At 60.5% G+C, this 25488-nt stretch carries 23 protein-coding genes and 1 tRNA gene; 13 read left to right on the forward strand and 11 right to left on the reverse strand.

What is annotated here, in order from left to right; genetic code table 11:
• Nucleotides 1-15 precede the first annotated feature (15 nt).
• Nucleotides 16-984 carry a glycosyltransferase gene (locus tag AA105894_RS03420; RefSeq protein WP_267310489.1) on the forward strand — a complete coding sequence of 323 codons (969 nt, stop codon included), beginning with the start codon at nt 16-18 and terminating at the stop codon, nt 982-984.
• On the opposite strand, the gene AA105894_RS03425 is transcribed toward AA105894_RS03420, so the two are convergent.
• The 5 genes from AA105894_RS03425 to AA105894_RS03445 form a co-directional block, all read right to left on the reverse strand.
• Complete coding sequence (locus tag AA105894_RS03425; RefSeq protein WP_267310490.1) at nt 957-1613, reverse strand: RluA family pseudouridine synthase; 657 nt, start codon at nt 1611-1613, stop codon at nt 957-959. The two genes, AA105894_RS03420 and AA105894_RS03425, sit on opposite strands and share 28 nt — an antisense overlap.
• 14 nt (nt 1614-1627) lie before the next feature.
• Nucleotides 1628-4324: a DNA translocase FtsK gene (locus AA105894_RS03430; RefSeq protein ID WP_267310491.1), complete on the reverse strand. Its 2697-nt coding sequence runs from the start codon at nt 4322-4324 to the stop codon at nt 1628-1630.
• Between the two features lie 270 nt (nt 4325-4594).
• On the reverse strand, nt 4595-5149 hold the full coding sequence (gene rsmD, locus AA105894_RS03435; RefSeq protein WP_267310492.1) for a 16S rRNA (guanine(966)-N(2))-methyltransferase RsmD: 555 nt from the start codon (nt 5147-5149) through the stop codon (nt 4595-4597).
• Nucleotides 5149-5955, reverse strand: coding sequence for a pseudouridine synthase (locus tag AA105894_RS03440; RefSeq protein ID WP_188427130.1), 807 nt, complete (start codon nt 5953-5955; stop codon nt 5149-5151). Before AA105894_RS03440 ends, rsmD begins: the two co-directional genes overlap by 1 nt.
• Before the next feature lie 5 nt (nt 5956-5960).
• Entirely contained in the window at nt 5961-6692 is a 732-nt protein-coding gene (locus tag AA105894_RS03445; RefSeq protein ID WP_267310493.1) for a gamma-glutamyl-gamma-aminobutyrate hydrolase family protein, read from the reverse strand.
• Nucleotides 6693-6872: 180 nt separating this feature from the next.
• On the opposite strand from AA105894_RS03445, the gene AA105894_RS03450 reads away from it, so the two are divergent.
• From AA105894_RS03450 to AA105894_RS03475, 6 genes are all read left to right on the forward strand, one after another.
• Complete coding sequence (locus AA105894_RS03450) at nt 6873-7319, forward strand: nucleoside deaminase (RefSeq protein WP_267310517.1); 447 nt, start codon at nt 6873-6875, stop codon at nt 7317-7319.
• A 107-nt stretch (nt 7320-7426) separates the two neighbouring features.
• On the forward strand, nt 7427-8977 hold the full coding sequence (locus AA105894_RS03455; protein WP_188427128.1) for a Do family serine endopeptidase: 1551 nt from the start codon (nt 7427-7429) through the stop codon (nt 8975-8977).
• A 142-nt stretch (nt 8978-9119) separates the two neighbouring features.
• Complete coding sequence (locus AA105894_RS03460; RefSeq protein WP_267310494.1) at nt 9120-9599, forward strand: YaiI/YqxD family protein; 480 nt, start codon at nt 9120-9122, stop codon at nt 9597-9599.
• 124 nt (nt 9600-9723) lie between these two features.
• Complete coding sequence (locus AA105894_RS03465; RefSeq protein ID WP_267310495.1) at nt 9724-10533, forward strand: hypothetical protein; 810 nt, start codon at nt 9724-9726, stop codon at nt 10531-10533.
• Between the two features lie 157 nt (nt 10534-10690).
• The gene (locus tag AA105894_RS03470) at nt 10691-11518 is read left to right on the forward strand and encodes a 2-keto-4-pentenoate hydratase (RefSeq protein WP_267310496.1); all 828 of its coding nucleotides are present in this window, start codon (nt 10691-10693) and stop codon (nt 11516-11518) included.
• A gap of 122 nt (nt 11519-11640) precedes the next feature.
• Nucleotides 11641-12576, forward strand: a complete 936-nt coding sequence (locus tag AA105894_RS03475) for a 2-hydroxyacid dehydrogenase (RefSeq protein ID WP_267310497.1) — start codon at nt 11641-11643, stop codon at nt 12574-12576.
• Between the two features lie 42 nt (nt 12577-12618).
• Here the strand turns inward: AA105894_RS03475 and AA105894_RS03480 are convergent, their stop codons facing one another.
• Together AA105894_RS03480 and AA105894_RS03485 are read right to left on the reverse strand one after the other, a co-directional pair.
• On the reverse strand, nt 12619-13602 hold the full coding sequence (locus AA105894_RS03480) for a hypothetical protein (RefSeq protein WP_267310498.1): 984 nt from the start codon (nt 13600-13602) through the stop codon (nt 12619-12621).
• Nucleotides 13599-13862 carry a DksA/TraR family C4-type zinc finger protein gene (locus AA105894_RS03485; protein WP_267310499.1) on the reverse strand — a complete coding sequence of 88 codons (264 nt, stop codon included), beginning with the start codon at nt 13860-13862 and terminating at the stop codon, nt 13599-13601. The genes AA105894_RS03480 and AA105894_RS03485 overlap by 4 nt, the downstream gene beginning before the upstream one ends.
• Nucleotides 13863-14059: 197 nt before the next feature.
• Here AA105894_RS03485 and AA105894_RS03490 point away from each other — a divergent pair, with 197 nt between their 5' ends.
• Nucleotides 14060-14479 (forward strand): hypothetical protein, encoded by a 420-nt coding sequence (locus tag AA105894_RS03490; RefSeq protein WP_267310500.1) that lies wholly within the window; start codon nt 14060-14062, stop codon nt 14477-14479.
• A 53-nt stretch (nt 14480-14532) separates the two neighbouring features.
• The gene (locus tag AA105894_RS03495; RefSeq protein WP_267310501.1) at nt 14533-14967 is read left to right on the forward strand and encodes a hypothetical protein; all 435 of its coding nucleotides are present in this window, start codon (nt 14533-14535) and stop codon (nt 14965-14967) included.
• A 92-nt stretch (nt 14968-15059) separates the two neighbouring features.
• Here the strand turns inward: AA105894_RS03495 and tldD are convergent, their stop codons facing one another.
• Together tldD and AA105894_RS03505 are read right to left on the reverse strand one after the other, a co-directional pair.
• On the reverse strand, nt 15060-16523 hold the full coding sequence (gene tldD, locus AA105894_RS03500; protein WP_267310502.1) for a metalloprotease TldD: 1464 nt from the start codon (nt 16521-16523) through the stop codon (nt 15060-15062).
• 94 nt (nt 16524-16617) lie between these two features.
• Nucleotides 16618-17745 carry an MFS transporter gene (locus tag AA105894_RS03505; protein WP_267310503.1) on the reverse strand — a complete coding sequence of 376 codons (1128 nt, stop codon included), beginning with the start codon at nt 17743-17745 and terminating at the stop codon, nt 16618-16620.
• Nucleotides 17746-17987: 242 nt separating this feature from the next.
• Here AA105894_RS03505 and treF point away from each other — a divergent pair, with 242 nt between their 5' ends.
• Nucleotides 17988-20018: an alpha,alpha-trehalase TreF gene (gene treF, locus AA105894_RS03510; RefSeq protein WP_408860472.1), complete on the forward strand. Its 2031-nt coding sequence runs from the start codon at nt 17988-17990 to the stop codon at nt 20016-20018.
• On the opposite strand, the gene AA105894_RS03515 is transcribed toward treF, so the two are convergent.
• The gene (locus AA105894_RS03515; RefSeq protein ID WP_267310505.1) at nt 20006-21181 is read right to left on the reverse strand and encodes an aminotransferase; all 1176 of its coding nucleotides are present in this window, start codon (nt 21179-21181) and stop codon (nt 20006-20008) included. The genes treF and AA105894_RS03515 overlap by 13 nt on opposite strands.
• A 569-nt stretch (nt 21182-21750) precedes the next feature.
• Between AA105894_RS03515 and glnA the strand changes: the two genes are divergently transcribed.
• Entirely contained in the window at nt 21751-23133 is a 1383-nt protein-coding gene (gene glnA / locus AA105894_RS03520; RefSeq protein WP_264784131.1) for a type I glutamate--ammonia ligase, read from the forward strand.
• Nucleotides 23134-23169: 36 nt separating this feature from the next.
• Here glnA and AA105894_RS03525 read toward each other — a convergent pair whose 3' ends face one another.
• A complete protein-coding gene (locus AA105894_RS03525; RefSeq protein WP_267310506.1) occupies nt 23170-24075 on the reverse strand; it encodes a LysR family transcriptional regulator in 906 nt (301 codons plus the stop codon).
• Between the two features lie 129 nt (nt 24076-24204).
• On the opposite strand from AA105894_RS03525, the gene AA105894_RS03530 reads away from it, so the two are divergent.
• Nucleotides 24205-24729 carry an SRPBCC domain-containing protein gene (locus AA105894_RS03530; protein ID WP_267310507.1) on the forward strand — a complete coding sequence of 175 codons (525 nt, stop codon included), beginning with the start codon at nt 24205-24207 and terminating at the stop codon, nt 24727-24729.
• A 125-nt stretch (nt 24730-24854) separates the two neighbouring features.
• A tRNA-Thr gene (locus tag AA105894_RS03535) sits at nt 24855-24929 on the forward strand.
• The last annotated feature ends 559 nt before the right edge of the window (nt 24930-25488 follow it).

The raw sequence follows: 25488 nt of genomic DNA on the forward strand, positions 1-25488 counted from the left end.
CCGCGTCTATACGCGGTGGGAGGAAGGGACGCCCAGAGGGCGGCACCGCCGCCCGTAGCAATCCTGCTCTCTGTCTATAATGGCGAGGCCTTTCTCAACCAGCAGCTTGACAGCTTTCTGGCACAATCGGACGCCAACTGGTGTCTTTACTGGCGCGATGACGGGTCTCGGGATGCGTCACGCGCCATCATGCTGTCTTTTCAGGAGCATCGTGGCCAGGGACGATGCGTCGAGATCGAGGCAGAACCAGGCAATCTCGGCGTAGCCTGTTCCTATGCCCTGTTGCTTGCTGCGGCCCCCCAGGACGCCCTGATTGCCTTCGCTGATCAGGACGATGTCTGGGTACCGCAAAAACTCGTCTGGGCACGTGAGAAACTTGCAGGTCTGACAGGACCTGCCCTGTACTGCGCGCGTCAGTTTCTGACCGATGAAAAGTTGCAGGTATTCGGGCCATCACTGCCTCTCAGGCGTATTCCCGATTTCTACTCGGCCCTGATCCAGAATATCGCGACCGGTCATACGGTGATGCTCAACGCCGAGGCAGCGGCACTCATCCGGTCGGTTCACGCGCCGAAAGGCGTGCTCCATGACTGGTGGAGCTATGTGCTGGTGCTGGGAGCCGGGGGGCAGATTGTTTTCGATGACCGATGTGTGAGTTTTTACCGGCAGCATCGGCGTAATGCTGTGGGTGTCGAGCGGTCACTGTTCGCCAGAGGAATGCGGGCCTTGCGTCGTGGTCCCAGGGCCTTCATGGCACTACTTGTGGCGCTTGTTGTCCGTTTGCAGGACCCTGATTGCGCCGAAGTCCTCAAGCCGGAGGCTGGTGTATTTCTGTCGCGCCTTCAGACTGTGCTTGGCGACGGATTTGGAACGCGTCTGCGTTTTCTGCTGGTAGAGCGCAGCTTTATCCGTCAGCGTCCGGCCGAGACCTGGCTGTTCCGGTTCTGGTTTCTGTTTTACGGCAGCGTCAGACTGAAATCGTGACAGGTACGACGGAACGTATCTGATGGTTCCGCGCGCGCAGAAACCTGCTCTGTCGTGAGTGTCGCGTCCAGCGAACGGCTCATCAGATGCAAGGTACCGGTGCCGCCCCCATAACGGTCATCGCCGATAATAGGGCAGCCAAGGACTGCACAATGCACGCGTGCCTGGTGGGTACGCCCTGTGAGCAGCGTCAGATCCATCAGAGCCCTGCCCTGACTACGTGAAAGCACACGCCAGACGGTCGTGGCTTTCTGCCCATCGGCGTGGGGCGCCATGTGCCAGCCCTCTTTCGTCGTGACCTTGCGCAGCGGGGTGTCGATGACGCCTTCGTCTTCCGCCGGGGCTTTTCCAACGACGGCCCAGTAGGTCTTGCGGACCTGTCCGGAGGCGAAGAGCGCCTGCGCCTCTACGAGAGCCTGCTTGCGCAATGCAATCATGAGACAGCCCGAGGTATCGGCATCAAGGCGATGGACCAGCCATGGACCATCCTTGCGTCGCGACAGAAGTGGAAACAGCGCCTCGACCGAATGCGTCGTTTTCGGGCCCGGATGAACGGGAAGCCCAGCGGGCTTGTCGATCACGACGAGACGCGGGCTCTGATACAGGATGGGATAGGGAAAATCCGACATGGGGGAGGGGAGGATCAGTCTTCGTCGCGCTGACGGCGGGCCAGAACCTCGCGCTTGCCGACATGATTGGCCGAACTCACGATGCCTTCCTTTTCCATCTGCTCGATGATCTTGGCGGCACGATTATAGCCGATCGACAGATGGCGCTGAATGAAGGAGGTCGAGGCCTTGCCTTCGCGCGTCACCAGATCGACAGCCTGATCGAACAGGCTGGCTTCAGCGTCATATCCGCCGCCATTCATGCCATTGCCGCTCGAAGAAGCGCTCCCGCCCTCGTCCTCGAGGCTGGAGATCACCTCATCATTGTAGATCGGCTCGCCCTTGCTGCGCAGGTCAGCCACGACATCCTCGACTTCGCTGTCTGTCACGAAGGGGCCATGCACGCGGGTAATGCGCGCGGCACCCTGCATGTAGAGCATATCGCCCTGGCCAAGCAGCTGCTCGGCGCCCTGCTCGCCCAGAATGGTGCGGCTGTCGAACTTGCTGATGACCTGGAAAGAGATACGTGTCGGGAAATTGGCCTTGATGGTGCCGGTGATCACATCGACCGAAGGACGCTGGGTCGCCATGATGACGTGAATACCTGCGGCTCGCGCCTTCTGCGCCAGACGCTGTACGGCGGCTTCGATTTCCTTGCCTGCGACCATCATCAGATCGGCCATCTCGTCGATCACCACCACGATATGCGGCATGGTTTCGAGCGCGAGCTGCTGCTCATCGAAAACAGGCTGGCCCGTTTCGGGGTCGAACCCCGTCTGCACACGACGCGTCACCAGCTCGCCCGTCGAGCGCACCTGACGTACGCGCTGGTTATAACCCGTGATGTTGCGCACCTGCAGATGGGCCATGGAGCGATAGCGCTTGTCCATCTCGCGCACGGTCCATTTGAGCGCTGCAACCGCCTTGTTAGGCTCGGTCACGACCGGCGTCAGCAGATGCGGGATACCGTCATAGATCGAAAGCTCGAGAATTTTCGGGTCAATCATGATCAGGCGGCATTCTTCCGGCGTCAGCCGGTAGAGCAGCGACAGGATCATGGCATTCACGCCAACCGATTTGCCCGAACCCGTGGTGCCAGCGATCAGCAGATGCGGCATCTTGGCGAGATCGGCATAGACCGGGTTGCCTGCAATATCCTTGCCGAGCGCCAGACGAAGCTGTGCACCGGGTTCGAGGAATTCGGGCGTGTCGAGCAGTTCGGAGAAATAAACGGTTTCGCGTGAGGCGTTCGGCACCTCGATGCCGATGACATTACGTCCCGGCACGGTTGCGATACGCACGCTCAGCACCGAAAGCGATCGTGCAATGTCGTCGGCCAGACCGATCACACGGGCCGAACGGATGCCCGGCGCCGGTTCCAGCTCATAAAGCGTAACCACGGGCCCCGCATGAATGTCGCCAATCTGTCCCTGTACGCCGTAATCAGACAGAACCTGTTCCAGCAGGCGCGCATTGGCCTGCAGTACCTCATTGGAGGGGCCGCTGCCGCCATGGGCCGGTGCCTTGCGAAGCAGGCCGAGCGAGGGCGGCTGCCAGCCCGCGCTGTCCCAGCCCTGACGTGCGGCAGCAGCGGGTTGTTCATGGCTGGGGCGCTCTGTGCGGGCACGTCCGAACCCGAAAAAACCGCGCTTGGGCTCCTCTTGCGGCTGAGGTCTTGGGGCCGGTTCCTCCGCATAAGGCGTGGCGTCTTCGATCTCGGCATAACGCGTCACGGCCGCCGGGCGGGCGTTGCTTTCCTGATCGCGGGCGATCTGTGCCAGCTGCATGGCATAGGGATTGGCAGGTGCAGAGGGCTCGGCCACGGGGGACGTCTGGGTGCGCGCCTGTGGGCTCTGAGTTTGGGTATTCTGCGTCTGGGTGTTCGCAAGGGCCGGCAGCGCTTCGTCGATCTTCTCAGGCGGCTGCAGCCATCCTGTGTTGGCCGGGATGAAGGGCTGGCGCGCCGTTTCGCTGGCCTGCCTAGGCGAGGGGTATGGATGCTCATGGCGATAGGCATTCGCCTCGATCGGCTCGTAGCTGCTCCAGTCAGGGGGCGTCGTCTGACGGGCGCGATTGCCCATGCGGCGCGCCAGATGTTCCGATCCCTTGCCCACGGAGCGGGCGCCCCTGAACAGGGCGCGCCATTCACTGCGACGCAGACCAACCGCAAGCGGAATAAGAAGGACTGTCAGAAGCAGGCCGAGCAGGGAAAAAATTACGCCGCCCGCCCGGCCGAGCGTCGCCCGACCGGTTGCGACCAGATGATCGGCCAGAACGAGCCCCAGCTGTCCGCCAAGTCCAGCCCGCGAGGGCCAGCTCGTGGTCAGAACCGGCATCAGAACCTGTAGGGTGGCGATAAGCGCCGCCGCGACCGGCAGCAGGCATAGAAAGGCAATAAAACGCAGGATGGGCGCGCTGAGCGCATGATGGCGCACGATCTGCCAAGCCCAGCACAGCATGACGATAATCGGCAGTGCGCTGGCCAGGCCAAGCCATTGCACCAGCCCATCGGCAAGGGTTGCTCCGGGTTGCCCCAGAAGGTTGGTGGGCACGGCCGTGGTCGCGGTATCGAAAGACGGGTCCTGCGGATTATAGCTCCACAGGGCGACACCGAGCGCAAGCGCAAGAGCGAGCAGGACAAACCCGCCAAGCTCCGTCAGCCGGTCATGAAACTGGCTGCGTAGTCTGGGCGAGGCGTTGGCGGGTGAGAGCCAGCGGCTGAACAAAGCCAAATTCACATCTTCCTGTGCTTGCGCAATTCGTTGCACCCCGCACATGGGGCGTCGAGCATCGTCTGAAACTATACCTGTCGTATGGCAGAACTATAGCGGAACAACGCGGCGAGACGAGAGCAAAAAAGGACAGATTTCCGCCAATCTCGTGTCATGCGGGGCTCTGCCCCGCTCCCCGCCAAGGTACGGTCGTCCTTTGGCAAACCTGATTGATTGGAGCGGGGATCAAGGGGGCTTGTCCCTTCGCAGGTCAAGGGCGGAGCCCCGGGATCACGAAGCCCGCCAGATCCTGACCTGAGCGACACCGAAGCGGCGCTCGGTCAGAAGGGGAAGATCGACAGCGAGCTCATCTTTGACGGCGGTTTCGGCCACGATAACGGCACCGGGCGCGATCCAGCCCGAGCGGGTCAGGGCCTTGAGGGCGGCAGGCACGAGGTCTTTGCCATAAGGCGGGTCAAGAAAGACGAGTGTGCAGGGGCGAGAGGCGCGCGGTGCGCGTGTTACGTCGCATGTCAGCACCGAGAGGTCACGATCATCAAAGCGGCAGGCGCGGATATTGGCCGAGATCACAGCGCGGGCGCTACGGTCCTGTTCCATGAAAATGGCTGAAGCGGCGCCGCGGGAGAGAGCTTCGAGACCAAGAGCACCTGTGCCAGCGAAAGCATCAAGCACGTGGGCTTCACGCAGAAAATCCGCTCCCGCCCAGGGGGCGTGGGCCAGCATGTCGAAAACGGCCTGACGGGCGCGGTCGGAGGTGGGGCGGGTGGTTTCGCCCCGAGGGGATTGAAGGGCGACGCCTTTGCGCTCACCGCCGACGATACGCATTATTCTTCTTCGGCTTCCGGGCTGGCGATGTCGGGGGTCTTGTCTTTCACGACACGGCGGACGCGACGCGGGGCAGCGGCGAGTCCGGGAACCTGTTCACGCAGGATCTTGCCCTGAACCTCTTCAATCTCGCGCTTCTGCAGCGTGCCGAGCTGGAATGGACCGTAGGAAACGCGGATCAGACGGCTGACATGCAGGTTGAGCCCCATCATGACGCGGCGGATTTCGCGGTTCTTGCCTTCCTGAAGGCTGACTGTCAGCCAGGCATTATCGCCTTTCTGCGAGTCCAGACCGGCTTCGATTGGGCCGTAGCGCACACCTTCAAATTCCGAGCCGTTGGCCAGAGCGGCCAGCTTGCGCTCGTCCACCACGCCGAACACGCGCACGCGATAGCGGCGGATCCAGGAATTCGAGGGCAGCTCGAGGCGCCGGGCCAGTTCACCGTCATTGGTGAGCAGGAGCAGCCCTTCGGAATTGATATCGAGACGCCCGACACTCACCACACGGGGCATGCCCTCGGGCAGGGAGTCGAACACGGTGGGACGGCCCTGGGGGTCGCGATGGGTGGTCATCAGCCCGTCGGGCTTGTGATAACGCCAGACGCGCGTGTGTTCCTTATTGCCGATCACCTTGCCGTCGAGCTGGATGATATCGCCATCCTGCACAAAGGTGGCGGGATGCTCGACCGAAGAGCCGTTCATGCGAATGCGCCCGGCTTCGATCATGCGCTCGATGTCGCGTCGGCTGCCTACGCCAGCGCGGGCCATCCATTTGGCGATGCGCTCGCCCTTTTGTTCTTCGGTCATGCTCGTCAGTCCTGTGGTGTCGCGTGTCGGGCGGCGTTGATGAATTCAGCCAATAGACGCGCGTCTCCCGGATCGATAGCGAATTCCGGGTGCCACTGCACCCCCAGACGAAAAATTCCGTCATCCGTCTCGATGGCCTCGATCAGACCATCGGGCGCGTAAGCGCTTGTCACAAGACTTCCTGCATCGCGTACACCCTGGTGATGCGATGAATTGACGCGCATCCCTGTTGCCCCCGTGCAGCGCGAGAGCAGCGTGCCGGGTAGAATGGTCACCTCATGCCCGGCCTCGTCGCGCGGGTTGGGCTGTTCGTGGGCAATCGGGCCGGGGGCCTGTTCGGGCAGGTGCTGAAACAGCGAGCCCCCCCAGGCAATGGCCATGAGCTGCATGCCGCCACAGATTCCGAGCACAGGCAGATCCCTGCTGCGGGCGGCGGTCAGATAGGCAAGCTCGGCATCGGTGCGGCCGGGTTTGAGCGTGGTGCGGGGATGTGGTGCCTCACCGTAAAGTGCCGGATCGGGGTCGAAAGCCCCCCCTGTCACGACCAGACCGTCGAGACGGGCCATCAGTGCTGCGGCAAGTGCGGGGTCATGGGGCAATCCGACGGGCAGCCCCCCGGCGGTCGCGATTGCGCTGAAATAATTCTGGCGCAGCGCATGATAGGGCCAGCGCGAAAATTCCTGGGGGCCGCCCGGTTCGATATCGAGCGTGAGACCGATGAGAGGTGCACGTGTCATGGCAACGATGTAAACAGGGTTTTGCGCAAACAGAAAGCGCCTGTGTGTCGATCACCCTGGCATCTGTCGCTCGTACGTCGTTGAGTGGGAGAAATTGTGCCCGAAGAATTCTCGCAAAACGTGCCTGATTGTCAGGTAGGCAACGAACAGGCTGATAGAGACAGGTCTGGCCAGATCGGCATGGAACTTGCCCTCGCGGCCGCGCATGAAGCCGCATCCCGTGGCGAGGTGCCGGTGGGTGCCGTCGTGCTGGCGCCGGATGGTCGCGTGATTGCCCGGGCATCAAATGAGGTCGAAGCGCGTCAGGACCCCAGTGCTCATGCGGAAATTCTGGCCATGCGGGCGGCGACTGCTGCACTTGGCACACGCTCTCTGGCCGGATGCACGCTGGTGGTCACGCTTGAACCCTGCCCCATGTGTGCGTCGGCCATGGTGCATTTCCGGCTCGGGAGGGTGATTTTTGGCGCTTACGATCCCAAGGGCGGAGGGGTCGATCACGGGCCACGTATTTTTGAGCAGCCCGCCTGTCTGCACCGGCCTGAAGTGATAGGGGGAGTCTGCGAGCAGGAAAATGCCCGAATACTGAAGGATTTTTTCATAACATTGCGGGAAACGCGCGATTTCTGAAACGGATTACCACGTTTTTACGCGCGCCTATTCTGGACGAACCGGAAGCGACTTCATAAGTTTCTCTTACCACCCCGCACCTGATGGGTGCCAAAGCTGGAAAGATCATGACTGACGCCATGCCTGTTCGTTTGACGCCTTCACGAAAGCTCCGCCCGCTGGCTCTGGTTGCAGCTACCGCACTCTCCCTCGGGGTTGGCATCACGTCACCCGCCTGGGCTGAGGGGCCGATTACGCCGCAGACCCAGCTCCAGACGCTGCCGAATTTCGTCAATCTGGTGAAGCAGGTAAAGCCTGCCGTTGTCTCCATCACCTCCCATATCCGTGCCGATGTGGCCGAGCAGGAAGAAGGTGGCGGGGGTGGCGGCCAGCAGATGCCTTTCCCGTTCCCCTTCCCGTTCCAGATGGCCCCGCAGCAGCAGCCGACGCATCGCACGGTCGAGGCGCGTGGTTCCGGCTTCATCATCTCGAATGACGGTTATATTGTCACCAACAACCACGTGGTGAATGGCGCAACCAAGGTGTCGGTCACGCTCGACGATGGCACGACCCTGCCCGCCAAGATTGTCGGTCGTGACCCCAAGACCGATGTTGCCCTGCTCAAGATCAAGCCCAACGGCAAGTTGCCGTTCATCGAGCTTGGCGATTCCGACAATGTTCAGCCCGGCGAATGGGTTGTGGCCGTCGGCAATCCGTTCGGGCTTGGTGGCACGGTAACGGCCGGTATCGTCTCGGCACGCGGGCGTGACCTCAATGCCGGTCCCTATGATGATTTCATCCAGATCGATGCGCCGATCAATCACGGTAATTCCGGTGGTCCGCTCTTCAGCCAGAACGGCAAGGTGATAGGCATGAATGCCGCCATCATCTCGCCTTCGGGCGGTTCGATCGGTATCGGCTTCGCCATTCCGTCGAACACGGTCAAAAGCGTGGTGGATCAGCTTCGCACGTCGGGTCACGTGACACGCGGCTATCTGGGTGTGCTGATGCAGCGCATCTCGCCGACCCTTGCCCAGGCGCTCAATCTTAAGCCCAGCGAGCCGGGGGCACCGCCAGAAGGCGCGCTGGTAGCGCAGGTGACGCCGGGCGGTCCTGCCGACAAGGCCGGGCTTAAGAGCGGCGATGTGGTCACCGCGCTCAATGGCGCCAAGATCAAGAGCGTGCATGATCTGGTTGTTCATACCGTTTCGATGAAGCCCGGCACCGATGCCACGCTGAACATTCTGCGCGATGGCAAGCCGCAGACCATCACGGCCAAGATCGGCAATATGCCGAAAGACGGTGAAGGTCAGGATGCGTCTTCTGGCGATGACAGCAGTCAGTCGGGCAGCGGCAAGATCGGCATTTCGCTCGCGCCGCTTTCCCGTGACATGCGCCAGCAGCTTGGTGTCGACGATACCGTCAAGGGCGCAGTGATCAGCCAGATCGCGCCGGGTTCGCCTGCTGAACAGGCTGGTGTGCGCCCCGGTGACATCATCCAGGCAGTGGGCAATACGGCGGTTGATAACCCCCGCGCTGTGCTGACCGCCGTGCGCGGCGTCATGAAGAACAAGCAGCCGATCCTGCTGCGTGTCCTGCGTGACGGCCAGCTGATTTTCGTCGCCATCGCGCCTGCTGGCAGCGATACCGATGATGATGGCAGCGACGACGCCAACTGATTTCGACCGACCTTCCGCTTTGCCGGGAGAATGATAGCGGAAAGGGGCAGGGGTCACGGACCCTGTCCCTTTTTTGCGTGCAGAGACCCCAACCTGCCGGGCAAGGTTTGCGGCGTCCGCCGCGCTGCGGCACAGTGGCGCCATGACCCGTATCTTCATTGATTCCGATGCCTGCCCGGTCAAAGACGAAATCTATCGTGTAGCCGGGCGCTATGGGCTGCATGTGTTCGTTGTGGCCAATCGCATGATCGCCATGCCGGACTCACCTTTGATCGAACGTGTTGTGGTCGATGCTGGGCCGGATGTGGCCGATGACTGGATTGCCGAACAGGCAATCGAAAACGATATCGTGATCACCGCCGATATTCCGCTGGCAGCCCGCTGTGTCGAAAAGGGTGTGCATGTGCTCGAGCCAAAGGGCCGCGTTCTTGATGGCGATGCCATCGGTATGGCGCTTGCCATGCGCAATCTCATGACCGATCTGCGCTCCGCAGGGATGATGACGCCGGGTGGCGCCTCATTCGGCAAAGCCGACCGCTCCCGCTTTCTCTCTGCACTCGACACGCTGGTGAACAAGGCCCGTAAACCCCGTCTGCGTCCGATGATCCTGCCACCCACATAGGGATCGCGCAGGCGAAGAATGTCTCAGGAGCTCTGCACAGAGTGATTTCTTTCCCGGCTTTCCCATAGATATCGTGCGCGCTTGACACGCGCTCACGGATGGCGGGGCAGCAGGAGGGTGAGGAATGAGGAAACTGTCGTTCTGGCAAGCTGGTCAGTTGATGCAGCAGAGCTTCGAATTACGGTTTCTGAAGCGCGCCGATGTCGTGATCCTCATCGGTGTTCTGATGGCAGTAGACTGTCTGATTGAGGGAGTCAGGCAGACAGAGTCATCCGCCGGGGGGCTGATAGATGGTGTCCTGCGTCATCCAGCCCTGCACGTCCTGAACAGTCTCGACATGATTGCGATGTGGTTTCTGACGTTGACCGTTACCCGTGCATGGCTCACGCCATGGCGAGGTATTGCCTTGTGGCGGCTGGACAGGGGCGGGTTGCAGTCCCTGGGTGTCAATGCAGTTATTCAGGCTTTCCCTGCTGGATTGACCCTTCTGGCAGCGTCCGGAGCTAGCGATTATCTGAGTGGAAGCACAGCGTTTACGACGAAAGCGGTAGGAATAGCCTTCCTATGCGCGCTGGGCCTGTTCTGGATATGGCTGGCCACGCGTTGCTTCGCCATGACCTGCCTTGCCTGGGAAAGCGGAAAAGCAGGCTTTCAAATTCGTCGAAGTTACGAGGCGATGAAAGGGCATGTCTGGAGCTACATCTTCTGGAGCGGCGTTCTGGCTGTTCCCTTCGCTCTGGTGACAGTTCTTGTGCAGAAGACTGCCGCTTTTAATGCGCCCGGCTCATATCTGATCTGGGCAAGCCTTTTCGTGACGAACCTGATTGCGTCTGCAAACCATATCGTGTTTCGCTGCTTCGATCTGCGGTTTTTCCGGGCATTGCAACTCGAACAGCCCGCAAAATCAGAAACAGGCAATCTTTTCGGGTCGTAACTGACAGGCAAAAGGAAAGATGGCCAAATTCTTACCGGCGTGTCATGTTTCCTGCGACTGATCGAGGCGATTCTGCTCTTGCCTGCTGCTACTGAGCGCGATGCGCCTCGATCGAGATTTTTTGCTGACGCTCATTCATCCGGAAATGACCGACACCATGAACGCTTCTCTCTCCCAGACCTCCCTCCAGACGGCAACCGAGACAGCCCCCGATGCCCTTCTGGCTTCAATGCTGCTTGAAGCCCGACGTACCAACAAGCCGCTGCAGACTGTTCCCGAGACCATTGTGCCCATCAATCCAAAAGCTGCTTATGCCGTGCAGGATGTCGTGGCCCTCGCACTGAGCGAATCCGGCAAGGGTGAAATCGTCGGGTGGAAAGTGGGTGCAGCTACGCCCACCGCCCTGCCTTCCTGCGCGCCGCTGCATCGGGCTACAGTCTTCGAAAGCGGGCAGGATCTTTCGCCATCCTTCTGTCGCTTCCACGGCGTCGAGGCTGAAATCGCCTATTCGTTCAGGAGCGATCTGCCAGCGCGGGCAGAACCCTGGACGAAGGAAGAGGTGGCCGACGCGATCGGGGCCATCCATGGCGCGATCGAGTTGCTCGACACGCGCTTCGTAACCCCGAATTCGCAGCACAACCTGTCGCATCTGGCCGATCAGGGCAGCCATGGCGTGCTGGTTGTCGGGCGTGGCGTGACCTCATGGCGTGATCTCTCCCCGACCACCCTGCCCATGACCATGCTGGTCAATGGCGAAAAGCGGTACGACCAGCAGGGGGGCAACAAGGCTGGTGATCCGTTGCGTCTGCTTACCTGGCTGGCCAATCATGCCATTGAGCGCGGTCGCCCGCTGCGTGCAGGCGATGTCGTGACTACAGGCTCGACCATGGGCACGCTGTTCCTCGATGACCCTGCCGAAATCTGCGTTTCTTTCGAGGGGCTGTTTCCTGTCGAGGCACGGCTGGGGGCGCCGTTTCGACTCTGAACCTGCTACGATCTGAAGGATAGGGGGCGCTTCGTCACAAGGGTATAACGGCAAGGTGATGAGCGTCCCGGCGACGTTCTTCCTAGGGTCGAAAGCTCTGTAATCCGCAAGATGGACGAGTCATGGCCAGCAAGACCGATATCCTCATGATCGACCCCATGCCTGAGAGCTTCAACGAGCAGCTCGGCACGCCTTTTCGCCTGCATCAGTTTACCTCGATCGAGGCGCTGGGGCCTCTGGCAGAGCGGATCGAGGGGGTAACGACAGGCGGTGGCAGCGGTCTGCCTCGTTCTATTATGGATCGCCTGCCCAATCTCAAGGTCATCTCCGTCAATGGGGTCGGTATCGACAAGATCGATCTCGATGAGTGCGGGCGCCGGGGTATTCGTCTTGCGACAGCTCAGGGCGTGCTGACAGATGACGTGGCCGACATGGCTATCGGGCTGATGCTTGATGTGGTGCGCGGCATTTCCTGCAATGACCGTTTTGTGCGTGCCGGGAAATGGGGGCATGAACCCGTCGTCAACTCATGGACGATCAAAGGCAAGAAGCTCGGCATTGCGGGGTTTGGCCATATCGGCAAGGCTGTGGCCAAGCGTGCCGCGTCTTTCGATATGGCGATTGCCTATTTCAGCTCACGCCAGCAGACCGATACGCCCCAATATCCGTTCTATCCGGAATTGCGTGTGCTGGCCGATTGGGCAGATGTGCTGGTGCTCTGCGTGTCAGGGGGCGCACGGTCCTTTCATATGGTCGATCGCAGCATTCTCGAGGCGCTGGGCCCGAAGGGCTTTCTGATCAATGTGGCGCGTGGCTCGGTCGTTGACGAAGAGGCGCTGATCGAGGCCTTGCGCGACAACACGATACGAGGCGCCGGGCTCGATGTATTTGCCAATGAGCCTCACGTGCCCGAGGCATTCTATGGTCTCGACAACGTGGTTCTGCAGTCTCATCGCGCGACCTCGACTGTCGAGACGCGTCAGGCCATGGGGCGGCTCGTTTTCGATAATCTCGCAGCCTTCTTTCAGGGCAAGCCCCTGTTGACCCCCGTGCTCTGACTGGGGGTTTTCGATGGGATCGCGCTGCCAGACAGCGCGATCTCAGCGCTTTTCCTTCACGCTGGTCTGCCCTTCGCGGAAGCGATCGAAATGCAGGTTCAGTCCAGGACGGGTCACCTGCGAATGGGCAGGCAGCAGAAAGACGCGGTGGTTCGGATAATCGAACAACACGATGTGCGACTGGAAGAAATCAACCCCCAGCAGCCCAACGCCCAGATCGCGCTGAGCAAAGACAGGCATATTATCGAGGGATTCCTGACCAATACGGAATGTCTTGAGCGTCGTTCCACGAAGTCTGGAGTGGAGATCACCAAAGAGCGCAACGGTCGGGTGCTGCGCGTCATCGGCAGAATTCCCGGGGGCAGGTCTGTTTAGCCAGCGTTCTGGCAGGGTGGTGACTGGAACATCTGAATCGAGCGACAGCTCACGTTCCTTGCCTTCGATCAGACCCATTATGGTGTCATTGCCCGTAAGAGGCAGGGCCTGCGCGCCAGTGCCGATAAAACCTGCCTGTGCATTGCTGCAGGCAGCATCCTGACGGAAGCGGATGAGGCCGAAAACGCCGTGAGGCATGTCGAGCAGCAAGGCGAGGCGGTTAAAGAAAGTGCTGCCGATCGTACCGATCAGAGGGCGCGTGCCGATATGCTGCATCGGGTAGTCAATGAGCTGGATCATGTCCGGGGTTTGCAGATCGAGCCCGCCAAGCGTGAGCGTTCCGGCCTTGATGACAGGGCGGCTCTGGCTATGTTCCCGGTTGGTCATGATGACGTGCGTCCGACGGGTATCGTCTGTGTCGAACCCTTCCATGTCCCCCACATAGAGAACATCGAAACCGCTTGAGAAATAGAGGGCGATTTCCTTCCCATCCAGCGTAGCGGGCAGGATGGGTGAGTCTCCCTTTCCGCCCAGAAGCGGTATGGAAACCGCGCCATCGATACAGTCGGGGGGCGACTGCGCCAGAGCGTCGTGCATCCAGAATGCGCTCAGGGTCGCGACAAGAGCGCTGACCCGGCATGCGGCTTTCATCGAAGCTGGCTGTCCTTGCTGCCGCGACGATTGATACCGGTAAAGACGGGGCGGCTGTCACGCGCGCCCTGGCAGGCAACGCATAGTTTCACGCCCGGCACAGCCCGTCGTCGCGCCAGGGGGATGGGCTCGTCACATTCAATGCATTCCTCAGCGCTCTCGCCTTTTGGCATGGCATGGCGCGCGCGATTGACGGCATCGGCAATCGTATCGTCGATCTGGTCCTGAACGGCTCCATCGGGAGCCCAGCCGGTCGCCATGAGCATATCCTCCCTTATCGTGACAGCCTTTGAATGTGGCGATGGCGGGGCCATGATTAAAGGGGGAAGAAGGACTGGTATCTTCCGTTTCCCCATATGGGAGCAGGGTTTTCACGTATCATCGAGTCATGCACTGAACCCTTGAGCCGTGGCGTCGTTCACGGGAAAGCGAGGCCGGACGAAACGAGGCGGGGCAGATGGGTCAATCAGGCGAAGGGCAGAGCGGCAGCAGCACGGTCACCCTGCTTCCGGTGCAGGCCCTGCTCGACCCGGCACAGGCAGCCGCCCATCTCGGGCTGGCGCCAGGGCTTTTCCGCGCACTGGGTTTTTTCCGCTGTGGTCCGTCAAAGCTGAAACTGCGTGGCAAGGTTTTCTATCGCCGTGTTGAACTCGACATATTGCGACAGGACTGGTGCGCTGCGGTTCGGGTCCGTGCGGAAGACCGTCTTGCGGCACGATCCGACACACAGAGGCATGACAACACCAGCAGCGAGGAGGCGGCGCTCGACCCGTTGATGCGCCTGCTCGCGCTGCGCGCCATACGCCATCGCATCGTCATCTCCATCTTCTGGACGATGGGCATCATCGGTGGCGCAATCTGCCTCATTCTCTACTGAAACAGCTCACAGGGCTTGCTGACACCCCATCTGACACTTCAAGGATTTTCCCAATGCGCACGCGCCTTTTTGCCTCGACCCTGATCGGCTCTCTCACCTGCAATGCAGCCCTCCTGGCACTGGCATGCAAGCGCGGGCTCAGTGCGGCTCAGGGGGTCAATTGCACCGCCCATTGGCTTGTCGGGCCCAAGGCCGCTGATATCCGGGATTTTGATCTGAAACATAGCGGGACCGGTATCGCGACGAATATCGCTGCCCTGCTGTTCTGGTCCGTGTTCTACGATCTGGCACTGGGCAGAAAGCCCGGTCGTATCAGGGCGGTGCTTGTGACCCTTGCCCTGGGGCCAGTGGCGGCTCTTGCCGATTACAAGGCAACGCCCAAGCGGTTCACCCCTGGCTGGGAGCTGGTATTTTCGAAAAAGGAAATGGGGCTGGTCTATGCCGCTATGGTGGCAGGCATGGCGCTTGGGGCCAGACGCGCCCGCTGAGCCTGTCTCGGCATGGGGAGAAACTTCTTTCCCCTATCCTGCAGTGCCCCGGTCAGCGCGCTGACCGGGGGCGAAAGGTGCCTGATGAACGATCAGGCTGTGCCGCCGATCGTGAGGCCCGCCAGCTTTAGAGTCGGCTGGCCCACACCGACAGGCACGCCCTGACCGGCCTTGCCGCAGGTGCCGATACCGGGATCGAGCGCCACGTCCTGACCGATCATCGAGATCTTGTTCATGGCATCGAAGCCATTGCCGATGAGCGTGGCCCCCTTGACTGGGCGCGTCACCTTGCCGTCTTCGATCAGATAGGCTTCCGACATGGCAAAAACGAATTTGCCGGAGGTGATGTCGACCTGCCCGCCACCGAAATCGACCGCATAAAGGCCGCGCTTCGTCGAGCGGATCATTTCCTCCGTCGTGGCCTCTCCGCCGAGCATCAGCGTGTTGGTCATGCGCGGCAGGGGAACATGGGCGTAGGACTGGCGGCGACCATTGCCGGTGGGTGCCACGCCCATAAGACGGGCGTTGAGCCGGTCCTGGATGAAGCCGCGCAGGATACCATCCTCGATCATGACGGTTCGGCCTGAGGGCGTGCCTTCATCATCGATGGTCAGTGAACCGCGCCCCTCTGCCAGTGTGCCGTCATCGACTACAGTGACGCCGGGGGCGGCGACACGCTTGCCGACCATGTCGCTGAAACTGGACGTCCCCTTGCGGTTGAAATCGCCCTCAAGCCCGTGACCGACGGCCTCATGCAGCAGGATCCCCGGCCAGCCCGGGCCAAGCACCACATCCATTTCTCCAGCGGGCGCCGGGCTGGCTTCCAGACTGACCCTGGCACGGCGCACCGCCTCATCGACGGCTTCCTGCCAGGTTTCACGGCCCAGAAGACGCGACAGCATATAGCGCCCGCCCATGCCCCGGCTGCCGCTCTCGCGACGCCCGTCACGCTCGAGCACGACCGAGACGTTGAGACGCACAAGCGGGCGCAGATCGGCGGTGCGGAAACCTGAATCGCGCATGATCTGCACGGCCTGCCACTCGGTGGCGATACTGGCCGAGACCTGAACCACCTCAGGGCCGATCCCGCGGGCATAGGCATCGATCTCGCCCAGCACGGCGGCGCGTGCGGCAAAGTCGGTATCGCTCAGCGGGCTTTCCGGTGCGTAAAGGCGGCGGTTGGTCGCGTGCGGAGGCGCCGACAGCGTGCCACTGCGCCCCTGTCGTACGACGGAGACGGCACCGGCTGCACGCTCGAGGGCGCTTTTGCTGATCTCGTCGGAATGGGCAAAGCCGGTCTCGGGGCCGATGACAGAACGCAGGCCAAAACCGGAGGACGTATCGAAGCTTGCCGACCGGATGACGCCATCATCCAGCGCGATGGATTCGCTCTCCCGATATTCGAGAAAAAGCTCGCCATCCTCGATGCCGTCGAGTGATTTCGTGACGATCTTTTCCGCCTCGTCGCGCGTCAGTGTGCTGTCGGCACGTTCGAAAAACAGGCGATCCGTGACGGCGAGGGCGGAGAGGGGCGCATCTTCGGCGTATATCGGCATGGGTACGAAAAGCTCCTTCTTGAACCCAGACACATGGCGTGTCCTGCCGATGAATGCGAGGGGAAAGCCGCACTGAGGCGGAAAAATACGGGATTCAGCGGGCAAGACGCGCATTCAGCGCGATAAAGACCAGCAGAGCGGCAAGCAGCAGGAAGGCGACAGAGAGGCTGCTGACATGAGCCACGGCGCCCACGAGGGCAGGCCCGGCCAGAATGCCCGCATAGCCCATTGTGGTGATGGCAGCGACGGCAGCATTGACCTTCATGACCGACTGTCTGCCGGTGGCGGCATAAAGAACAGGGACGATATTGGCGCAGCCCAGCCCGATCAGAACAAACCCGCCAAGCAGAAGGGGCGCATTGGGGCCATACACTACGAGGGCGAAGCCAAGAGCGGCACAGAGGCTGCCCCCTGCCATGATAAGGGCTGGTCCGGCTTTCGCCACCACATGGTCGCCTGTCAGGCGACCGAAGGTCATGGCCGTAGCAAAAACGGCGTATCCCCATCCCGGGGCGATACCAAAGCCGACGCGTTCACCCGAGAGATAGACCCCGCCCCAATCGAGCACGGCGCCTTCAGCCAGAAAGGCGATGCATGTCAGCAGGCCTAGCAGCCAGACGATGCCCCGAGGCAGGCCGAACCCCGGCCCCCCGTCGGGTTCCGCATGGTTCAGCAAGCCGCGCCAGGCGGCACCGAACAGACCGATTATTCCCAGCTCGCCAATCAGCACACTCACCCAGGGCTGCGCCTGCACCAGAGCCAGAACCTGCGGCCCCGCCGCGCCAATTGCACCGCCAATGCTGAAAAAGGCGTGAAATCCCGAGAGCATCGGCCTGCCGCTCTGTTTTTCAACATCGATGGCCTGAATGTTCATGGCGGTCTCGACAGCCCCCAGCCCCATGCCAAGGCCAAAGACAGACGCAGCCAGAAGCGGCACGTCATGCAGCAGGGCGAGAGGCATGAGCAGCGTACCAGCGAGGGCCAGTCCGCCTGTCGCGACAATACGACAGCCCCAGCGGCCGACCCATTGCCCTGCCAGAGGCATGCCGATGATCGACCCGATACCAAGGCAGAGCAGCAGCAGGCCAAGCGCGCCGTCATTCAGGGCGGCATGCTGCTTTACGATAGGCACGAGGCAGGACCAGAGCGCCGACACGACTCCGACCAGAAAAAAGACGGCACGAGTACTGTTTTGCAACCTCTGCACAGTTGTCCTGTTCATCAGGGAGTCCCTTTTTCTGGCGTTTCTGGCGTCGAGGGGGAGGAGAGCGCCACAAAACCTCACGGGGCTCGAGTCACATCTATGACAGGATGCTGCCTCAAACCCGTGCTCAGAGAAAGAAAGCCCGCGTGTATCGGGCCGGATTTCAAGGAGACCGCATGACGAGACACCGTCTTTCCTTCTCTCATGTCCTGCTTTTGGGCGTTTCGCTGGTGATAACCGGCGCTGCAGCCGGGCATGGCATGGCGCTGGCATCCGAACAGGGGGCGGAATCCGGGCAGAACACGCCCTCAGCCCCTCCGGCGGCTTCCGCTCCGTCCGAAACTTCTCCCGCTGCCGAGCCATCTTCGACAGGATCGACCGGCGCACCGGCGGCTTCGCGGGAGACCGTGGCGAGCGAGGCGGCGCAGTCTCTTCATGTTCCTTCGGTGCCGCAGGATTTGCGCTCGCCATCCATCGCGATGGGCGGTCTCTTTGCGGCCATTGGCGGGGCGCATCTGGCGCCCGATTTCAAGACGATTGCCGATTCACGCCCCGATGAGGCACCGTCCAAGCTGCTTCAGGACTGGGAGGCTCAGCGACAGCATCCGGGGTTCAGCATCAAGGCTTTCTACGCCCAGCATTTCTCACCGCCTCTGCGCCGCGATGTGTCCTATCGGCGCAAGGCAGACGAAAATATCTATGACTATATCCAGGGGATGTGGGGCGTCCTGACCCGTCAGCCCGACAAGCCGATGTCGTACTCGTCCCTGCTGCCTCTGCCCTATGCCTATGTCGTGCCGGGAGGGCGCTTCTCGGAACTCTATTACTGGGACACCTATTTCACCATGATCGGTCTTTACGAGACCGGGCAATGGGATTTGCTGCGTGGCATGGTGAAGGATATGGCGTCGCTGATCGACCGCTATGGCCATATCCCCAACGGGACGCGCACCTATTATCTCAGCCGTTCCGAACCGCCTTTCTTCTCGCTCATGGTCGATCTTCTTGCCCAGCATGACGGTCAGGGTGCCTATCGAACCTTCCTGCCCGAACTACAGAAGGAATATGATTACTGGATGGATGGCGCCGACGCGCTCAAGCCGGGGCAGGCCTATCGTCATCTGGTGCGTCTGTCTGACGGCACGCTGCTTCTGCGTCACTGGGATGATCTCGATACCCCGAGGGATGAGAGCTATCCCGAGGATGTCGCGACCGCCGCGCGCGCGGGAACGCGTGCCCCTTCGGATGTCTATCGCGATCTGCGTGCGGGGTCTGAAACCGGGTGGGATTTCTCATCGCGCTGGCTGGCAGACGGGCACACACTGGCAACCATTCACACCACGGATCTGGCGCCGATCGAGGTGAATTGCCTGATGGCCCATCTCGAGCAGACACTCGAACATGGCTATGCCCTGACGGGGCAGCGCAAGCTGGCAAGACTCTATGGGCAGCGTGCAGACGAGCGAACGGCGGTCGTGAGACGCATTTTCTGGAATGACGAGAAAAACGCGTTCTACGATTATGACTGGCGCAAGGGGCAAACCACCGACGTGCTCTCTGCTGCGACGGCCATGCCTCTGTTCCTGAGGCTGGCGACGCAGGCACAGGCGATGGCGGTGGCTGATACCATTCAGGCAAAGCTGCTCAAGCCCGGTGGCATCATGGCAACCGACCATGAAAGCGGCCAGCAATGGGATGCCCCCAATGGCTGGGCGCCGGAGCAGTGGATGGCCATCAAGGGCCTGAACAATTACGGGGCAAGCGATCTAGGCGAAACGATTGCCAGACGCTGGATGGCTCGCGTGATCGGCACCTACGAGAAATCGGGCGTGTTGCTGGAAAAATATGATGTCGAATCACCGGGCATCAGCGCCACGGGTGGCAAGGGCGGTGGCGAATACCCCATGCAGATCGGCTTCGGCTGGACCAATGGTACGCTGCTGGGGCTGATGCGGCGTTATCCTGCCGATACAGCCCAGATCCTCAGGCACAATCCGTTGGCCAATCAGACGCCTATCGATGTTCTTCCCCCGAGCGACCCTTACAGCGCCGTCGGGCCGCAGATATCTCCCGATGCACCAGCCAAGCCAGCCGGTGATGTCGAAACAGGGGGCGAACCGGGCAAATCTGCCTCTGCCGATGGCGCATCCGACAGGATACCGACTGACGGGAGCGGGTCAGCCAAGCAGGCAGCTGAAAAGACGGCATCAGGAGGGCCGCAGTCACCACAGGCGGCCCCCCTCGATCAGCGCGTGCCGACCGCGAAGATGACGGCGTTTCAGCCCTCCTGAGGGCTGAAATGGCGACCGAGACGGTCGAGCGCTTCGGTCAGAACGGCTTCGGTCTTGCAAAATGCAAAGCGGATGAGATGGCGCGGGGGTTCGGCGCCCTGAGGGTCGTAGAATGCCGAGACCGGAATAGCGGCAACACCGGACTCGATGACCAGATCGCGGCAGAAAGCGACATCATCTCGTCCATTGGCATGGGCGCTGATATCGGCGACCACAAAATAGCTGCCATCGGCGGGCAGTGTCGGAAAGCCGAGCGCGTGCAGACCCTCGGCAAACAGATCGCGCCGTGCGCGCAAGCTGTCTGAAAGCGTGGTGAAGAACGGCTCTCCGAGATCCAGCCCCTTTGCCACAGCACGCTGCAGATTGGGTGCGCTCGAGAAGGCGATGATCTGATGCGCCTTGGCGATGACGGCGGTCAGGGCCGGGCAGGCGGTGATGTAGCCGATCTTCCAGCCGGTGACCGAAAAGCTCTTCCCTGCGCTGCCAATGCGTATCGCCCGCTCTCTCATGCCCGGCCGAGTCATGAGGGGGATGTGCTTCACCCCGAAAGTGAGGTGTTCGTAAACCTCGTCGCAGAGCGCATAGCAATCATGCTCCAGCACGAGCGAGGCGATCAGATCGAGCTCCTGCTGGCTGAACACCTTGCCGCTCGGGTTCATTGGCGAATTCAGCAGGATCAGTTTGGTCTTTGCCGAAAAAGCGGCGCGCAGGGCGTCTTCCGGCAGGTGCCAGTCCGGGGCTTCCACCCGCACGCAGCGCGGTACGGCACCGAGCAGGCGCAATACGGGAAGATAGGTGTCATAAAGCGGCTCGATGAGCACGACCTCATCGCCCGGCTCTATGAGGGCCATCAGACTGACCGCCAGAGCTTCGGTCGCGCCCGAGGTAACGATCACCTCTGTCGCAGGGTCGATATCGAGACCGTAATCGCGCCTGTTGGCGCGGGCGACTGCCTCGCGCAGCTCGGGCAGGCCGGTAAGGGGCGCATACTGGTTGCGCCCGTCCTTCAGCGCCTCTGCGGCAGCATCGATCAGTTCTGCCGGGCCTTCGGTATCGGGAAAGCCCTGCCCCAGATTGATGGCACCATGAGCCATGGCAAGCTGGGACATCGTCGTGAAAATGGTGGTCGGCAAGGAGCCGAGAAACGCGTTGGGAGTTTTCATGGCGGTCCTGCACTGCAAAGGGGCTGGGGCTGCAAAGGAATAAGGCATGATACCGGCATAATCCCGCCTGTAAAACGCCCAGACATGTACGTGCTGAAGGCAAGGGTTCTGAATCCGGAGGTCGTGAGCGTGTATTACGGGCGGCGCCCTTGGATTGGAGGGACGGATTCCGGTCGCGATGGCGTTACGGGCCGTCCATGCGCATCACAGTCGCGTGGGTGATTGGAAAAACCGGAAATGAGGGAGTGACGCGATCCGATATGCTTTTTCTGTTGGTCTGTCATGCGTCGTTTTGATTCCGAAAGGTGTTTGAGGGCCTTACCGGTGGGAGAAGATTGCTGTTTTTCATGCGTGGTGCGTCGCAAAAAGCCTTTGGAATACTCGACAGTTCGCGAATCCTGTCCTAATCGTTTTGCAGCCGATCAGTGCGGCCCCTTGAGGCAGATACAGGTATTTGACAAATGGCGAAAAAAGCTCCAGCCGCGGCTTCCAAGGCTGCGTCTTCCACGAATGCAGCGAATGCCAAGCCCGGCAAGCCAGATAGCGCCGCTGTAAAGCGCGTCTTCGAGCTGATGCAGGAACACTCGGTCGAACTGGTCGACCTGCGCTTCACCGACCCGAAGGGCAAGTGGCACCATACGACGCAGTGGCACACCACGATCGAAGAAGACACCTTCGTTGAAGGCTTCATGTTCGATGGTTCGTCGATTGCCGGCTGGAAGGCCATCAACGAATCCGACATGGTGCTCCTGCCCGACCCGACCACGGCCGTCATGGACCCGTTTTCGGCCAAGCCGCAGCTGATCCTGATCTGCGATATCGTCGAGCCCCGCACCGGCAACTATTATGCCCGTGACCCGCGCGCGACCGCCAAGGCTGCCGAAGCCTATCTGAAGACCACGGGCCTGGGCGACACCGCCTTCTTCGGTCCGGAAGCCGAGTTCTTCATTTTCGACAACGTGAAGTTCGGCACGGGCCCGAATTACGGCACTTACCAGCTCGACAGCATCGAAGGCCCCGACGCCTCGATGAAGGACTATCCGGAAGGCAATATGGGCCATCGTCCGGTGGTCAAGGGCGGCTACTTCCCGGTTGCTCCGGTCGACAGCGAAGGCGACCTGCGCGCTGAAATGCTCTCGACGATGGGCGAAATGGGCCTGCCGATCGAAAAGCATCACCACGAAGTGGCGCAGTCGCAGCACGAGCTGGGCACCAAGTTTGCCACGCTGGTCCAGTCGGCCGACTTCATGCAGATCTACAAGTACTGCGTGCACAACGTCGCCCATTCCTATGGCAAGACGGCTACCTTCATGCCGAAGCCCATCGCTGGCGATAACGGCTCAGGCATGCATGTGCATCAGTCGATCTGGCGTGATGGCAAGCCGCTTTTCGCCGGTGACCAGTATGCTGGCCTGTCTGAAGATGCGCTGTTCTACATCGGCGGCATCATCAAGCATGCCAAGGCGCTGAACGCCTTCACCAACCCGTCGACCAACTCCTACAAGCGTCTGATCCCGGGCTTTGAAGCCCCCGTTCTGCTCGCTTACTCGGCAGCCAACCGGTCGGCTTCTTGTCGTATCCCGTATTCGGTCGGCCCGAAGGCAAAGCGTATCGAGGTCCGTTTCCCGGACCCGACTGCCAACCCCTACCTTGCTTTTGCTGCCATGCTGATGGCTGGTCTCGACGGCATCCGCAACAAGATCCACCCGGGCGAAGCCATGGACAAGGATCTGTATGAACTGCCGAAGGATGAGCTGGCCCAGATCCCGACGGTCTGCGGTTCGCTCCGTGAAGCCCTTCAGGCCCTCGAAGCCGATTTCTCGTTCCTGCTCGAAGGCGATGTCTTCACCAAGGACCAGATCGAGAGCTACATCGAGCTGAAGTGGAAAGAAGTCTACAAGTTCGAACACACGCCGCACCCGGCCGAGTTCGAAATGTACTACTCGGTCTGATCCGAGACGAAGCCCGGCTTTCGAGCCGGGCTTTTTTTATGCCTGCGCGCCAGAGACAGTATCGAGCAGCATGGCCCTCAGGGCAGTCTGTGTCGGGTCGAGATCGGTGCGACCGGCCCAGACGAGGTATTTGTCAAAGCCGGGCAGATCGAGCGGGGGCGCAAAGACGGCCAGGTCGGATCGATCCGCTACTAGCCGGGCGGGCAATACGGCAAGCAGGTCGGTTGTCTTCAGAAGCTCGGGAACCATCAGAAACCCGGGCACGGAAACGGCCACGTGACGTTTCCTTCCCAGAAGATGGAGGTGACGATCGGTCTGCGCCTCGAAGCCTCCGCCATCTGGCGATACCACGATATGGGACGCCGCGCAGAAAGCATCGAGACTGTCCGTTTCTCTCAGAACGGGGTGGCCGGGTCGTGTGACGCATAGCCAGGTTTCCCGGAAAAGCCATTGGCTATGCAGCGAGGCAGGGCTTTCTTCGGGCGTCACGAGGGCCATATCGAGTGACCCATCTTCCAGCCTGTTGCTAAGCGAGGCCGTATCGAGGCCATGCAGGGCCAGACGAATGCCGGGAGCGGTGTCCTGAAGGCGCTTCATGAATGGTGTGACCATGGTCGCTGCAGCATAATCCGTGGCTGCCAGAGACAGGGTAAGGGCCGCCTTGGCAGGATCGAAATCCGGAGGTGCATAGAGCGCGCCGAGCCCTTCCAGAACAGTCCGCAGCGGTTTTTGGAGTGCGCGAGCGCGTGGGGTGCAGACCAGGCCTCGTGACTGGCGAATGAAAAGAGGGTCATCGAAGGCGTCACGCAGGCGGGCGAGCATATTGCTGACAGCAGGCTGCGTTACCCCCAGAGCCTCGGCCGTTCGAGTGACGCTTCCTGTGGCAATGAGGCTGTCGAGAGCGCGGAGCTGGGTGAGATCGAGCTTGTCGAGCCGGGTCATGACTATGCTTTCGACGGATGATAGGAGAGCGACACATCATGAATAATGATAGAAAAAATCAGAAAACATGATTTTTCATGATATCATTTTCGAGGCAGGAAAGTTCTTTTCCAGCCGGAGCGATCTATCATGATGAATGCCATCATCTGGCCAGCGGGCTATCTGCCCGGACTGTCCGATAATTTTGTCTCGAACGAAGTTATCATTCACGATCTACCAATAGCCGCAGTGTGGCACCTGCTTTGCCACCCGGCCGAATGGCCGGGTTATTACAGTAATGCGGCTGATCCGTCGTTTGATAAGGGGGCTGGGCCAGGGTTTTCATCGGGTGACAGGTTCCGGTTTACGACGTTCGGGTTTCCTGTTGAGGCACAGATCACAGAATATGTTCCGCCCGAGCCAGGTCTTGCTGGACGACTGGCATGGCATGGTTGGGCTGGTGAAAGTGGGACCCCTACGCGGCTCGATGTACATCACGCATGGCTTGTTGAAGCCCTGCCGCAGAATCGCCTGCGCATCCTGACGCAGGAAACCCAGAATGGTGTCCCTGCAAGGCAACTCGCCACGACCCACCCCAACCCGATGCTCAATGGCCATCAGGACTGGCTTGATGGCCTTGTGGCAGCAGCAAGATCCTGGAAGCAGCACGGGTGATCATTTCCCTGCCACTCCGCCGGTTTGCCGACAGAGTCAGGATTGACGGCGCCTGGGCGCCTCACCCGGGAAACACCTTGACGAATCCATGATAACCGGCGAAAAGCGGTGCATTCATGCCTTTCGCCGGGTTAGCACAGTGGTAGTGCAGCGGTTTTGTAAACCGAAGGTCGGGGGTTCAAATCCCTCACCCGGCACCAGAAATCCTTATAAATCAAGCATTCTGGAAAAGCGCATTGTACGAACGAATAGAGCACAGCGCATGGCATGTCGGATAAAAAGCCGGATATGTCCTCTCGGAGATCGCGCTCTTCCGTAACAGCTGTCAGTCTAATCCCACAATTCGTGCCATCTCATGGCGGACAGTCGCGTGTAGAGTTGGGATTAGGCTGGGATTTCAGATGCAGCGCTTCCATGAAAGCACGAACAGCGCTCTCGCAAGCATCGACCTTATTAGAGATCCGGACGTCGCCATTTTCGCGTGGGGAATTCGTAGGCGCAGACCTAGCGTCTCATTCAATAGCCACCCTGCGTGCGGCCGGGCGTATCTAAGGACCAAAATGGTCTTGAATTCACAGTAATGTTTTAAAAATACAATATTTTGTAAAATACAAACTTATTTTTCTGTGCTTTTTTGCGTGGATATCATAAGGTTGGAAAATAAAATGGTAAATTCAACAGGATTTCTTCCTAAGTCCCTAACGAATGTGTACATTTATGTGCTGAATGCTGACGGGACAGTTTCTGCCAGCAACGATA

This window comes from Asaia spathodeae NBRC 105894, assembly GCF_025994195.1.
GTDB lineage: Bacteria > Pseudomonadota > Alphaproteobacteria > Acetobacterales > Acetobacteraceae > Asaia > Asaia siamensis.

Coding starts and splice junctions, on each gene's coding strand:
- AA105894_RS03425 (WP_267310490.1), bottom strand. CDS start 1,613: ATGTCGGATTTTCCCTATCCCATCCTGTATCAGAGCCCGCGTCTCGTC.
- rsmD (WP_267310492.1), bottom strand. CDS start 5,149: ATGCGTATCGTCGGCGGTGAGCGCAAAGGCGTCGCCCTTCAATCCCCT.
- AA105894_RS03440 (WP_188427130.1), bottom strand. CDS start 5,955: ATGACCGAAGAACAAAAGGGCGAGCGCATCGCCAAATGGATGGCCCGC.
- AA105894_RS03445 (WP_267310493.1), bottom strand. CDS start 6,692: ATGACACGTGCACCTCTCATCGGTCTCACGCTCGATATCGAACCGGGC.
- AA105894_RS03450 (WP_267310517.1), top strand. CDS start 6,873: ATGGAACTTGCCCTCGCGGCCGCGCATGAAGCCGCATCCCGTGGCGAG.
- AA105894_RS03455 (WP_188427128.1), top strand. CDS start 7,427: ATGACTGACGCCATGCCTGTTCGTTTGACGCCTTCACGAAAGCTCCGC.
- AA105894_RS03460 (WP_267310494.1), top strand. CDS start 9,120: ATGACCCGTATCTTCATTGATTCCGATGCCTGCCCGGTCAAAGACGAA.
- AA105894_RS03465 (WP_267310495.1), top strand. CDS start 9,724: ATGAGGAAACTGTCGTTCTGGCAAGCTGGTCAGTTGATGCAGCAGAGC.
- AA105894_RS03470 (WP_267310496.1), top strand. CDS start 10,691: ATGAACGCTTCTCTCTCCCAGACCTCCCTCCAGACGGCAACCGAGACA.
- AA105894_RS03475 (WP_267310497.1), top strand. CDS start 11,641: ATGGCCAGCAAGACCGATATCCTCATGATCGACCCCATGCCTGAGAGC.
- AA105894_RS03480 (WP_267310498.1), bottom strand. CDS start 13,602: ATGAAAGCCGCATGCCGGGTCAGCGCTCTTGTCGCGACCCTGAGCGCA.
- AA105894_RS03485 (WP_267310499.1), bottom strand. CDS start 13,862: ATGGCGACCGGCTGGGCTCCCGATGGAGCCGTTCAGGACCAGATCGAC.
- AA105894_RS03490 (WP_267310500.1), top strand. CDS start 14,060: ATGGGTCAATCAGGCGAAGGGCAGAGCGGCAGCAGCACGGTCACCCTG.
- AA105894_RS03495 (WP_267310501.1), top strand. CDS start 14,533: ATGCGCACGCGCCTTTTTGCCTCGACCCTGATCGGCTCTCTCACCTGC.
- tldD (WP_267310502.1), bottom strand. CDS start 16,523: ATGCCGATATACGCCGAAGATGCGCCCCTCTCCGCCCTCGCCGTCACG.
- AA105894_RS03505 (WP_267310503.1), bottom strand. CDS start 17,745: ATGAACAGGACAACTGTGCAGAGGTTGCAAAACAGTACTCGTGCCGTC.
- treF (WP_408860472.1), top strand. CDS start 17,988: ATGGCGCTGGCATCCGAACAGGGGGCGGAATCCGGGCAGAACACGCCC.
- AA105894_RS03515 (WP_267310505.1), bottom strand. CDS start 21,181: ATGAAAACTCCCAACGCGTTTCTCGGCTCCTTGCCGACCACCATTTTC.
- AA105894_RS03525 (WP_267310506.1), bottom strand. CDS start 24,075: ATGACCCGGCTCGACAAGCTCGATCTCACCCAGCTCCGCGCTCTCGAC.
- AA105894_RS03530 (WP_267310507.1), top strand. CDS start 24,205: ATGATGAATGCCATCATCTGGCCAGCGGGCTATCTGCCCGGACTGTCC.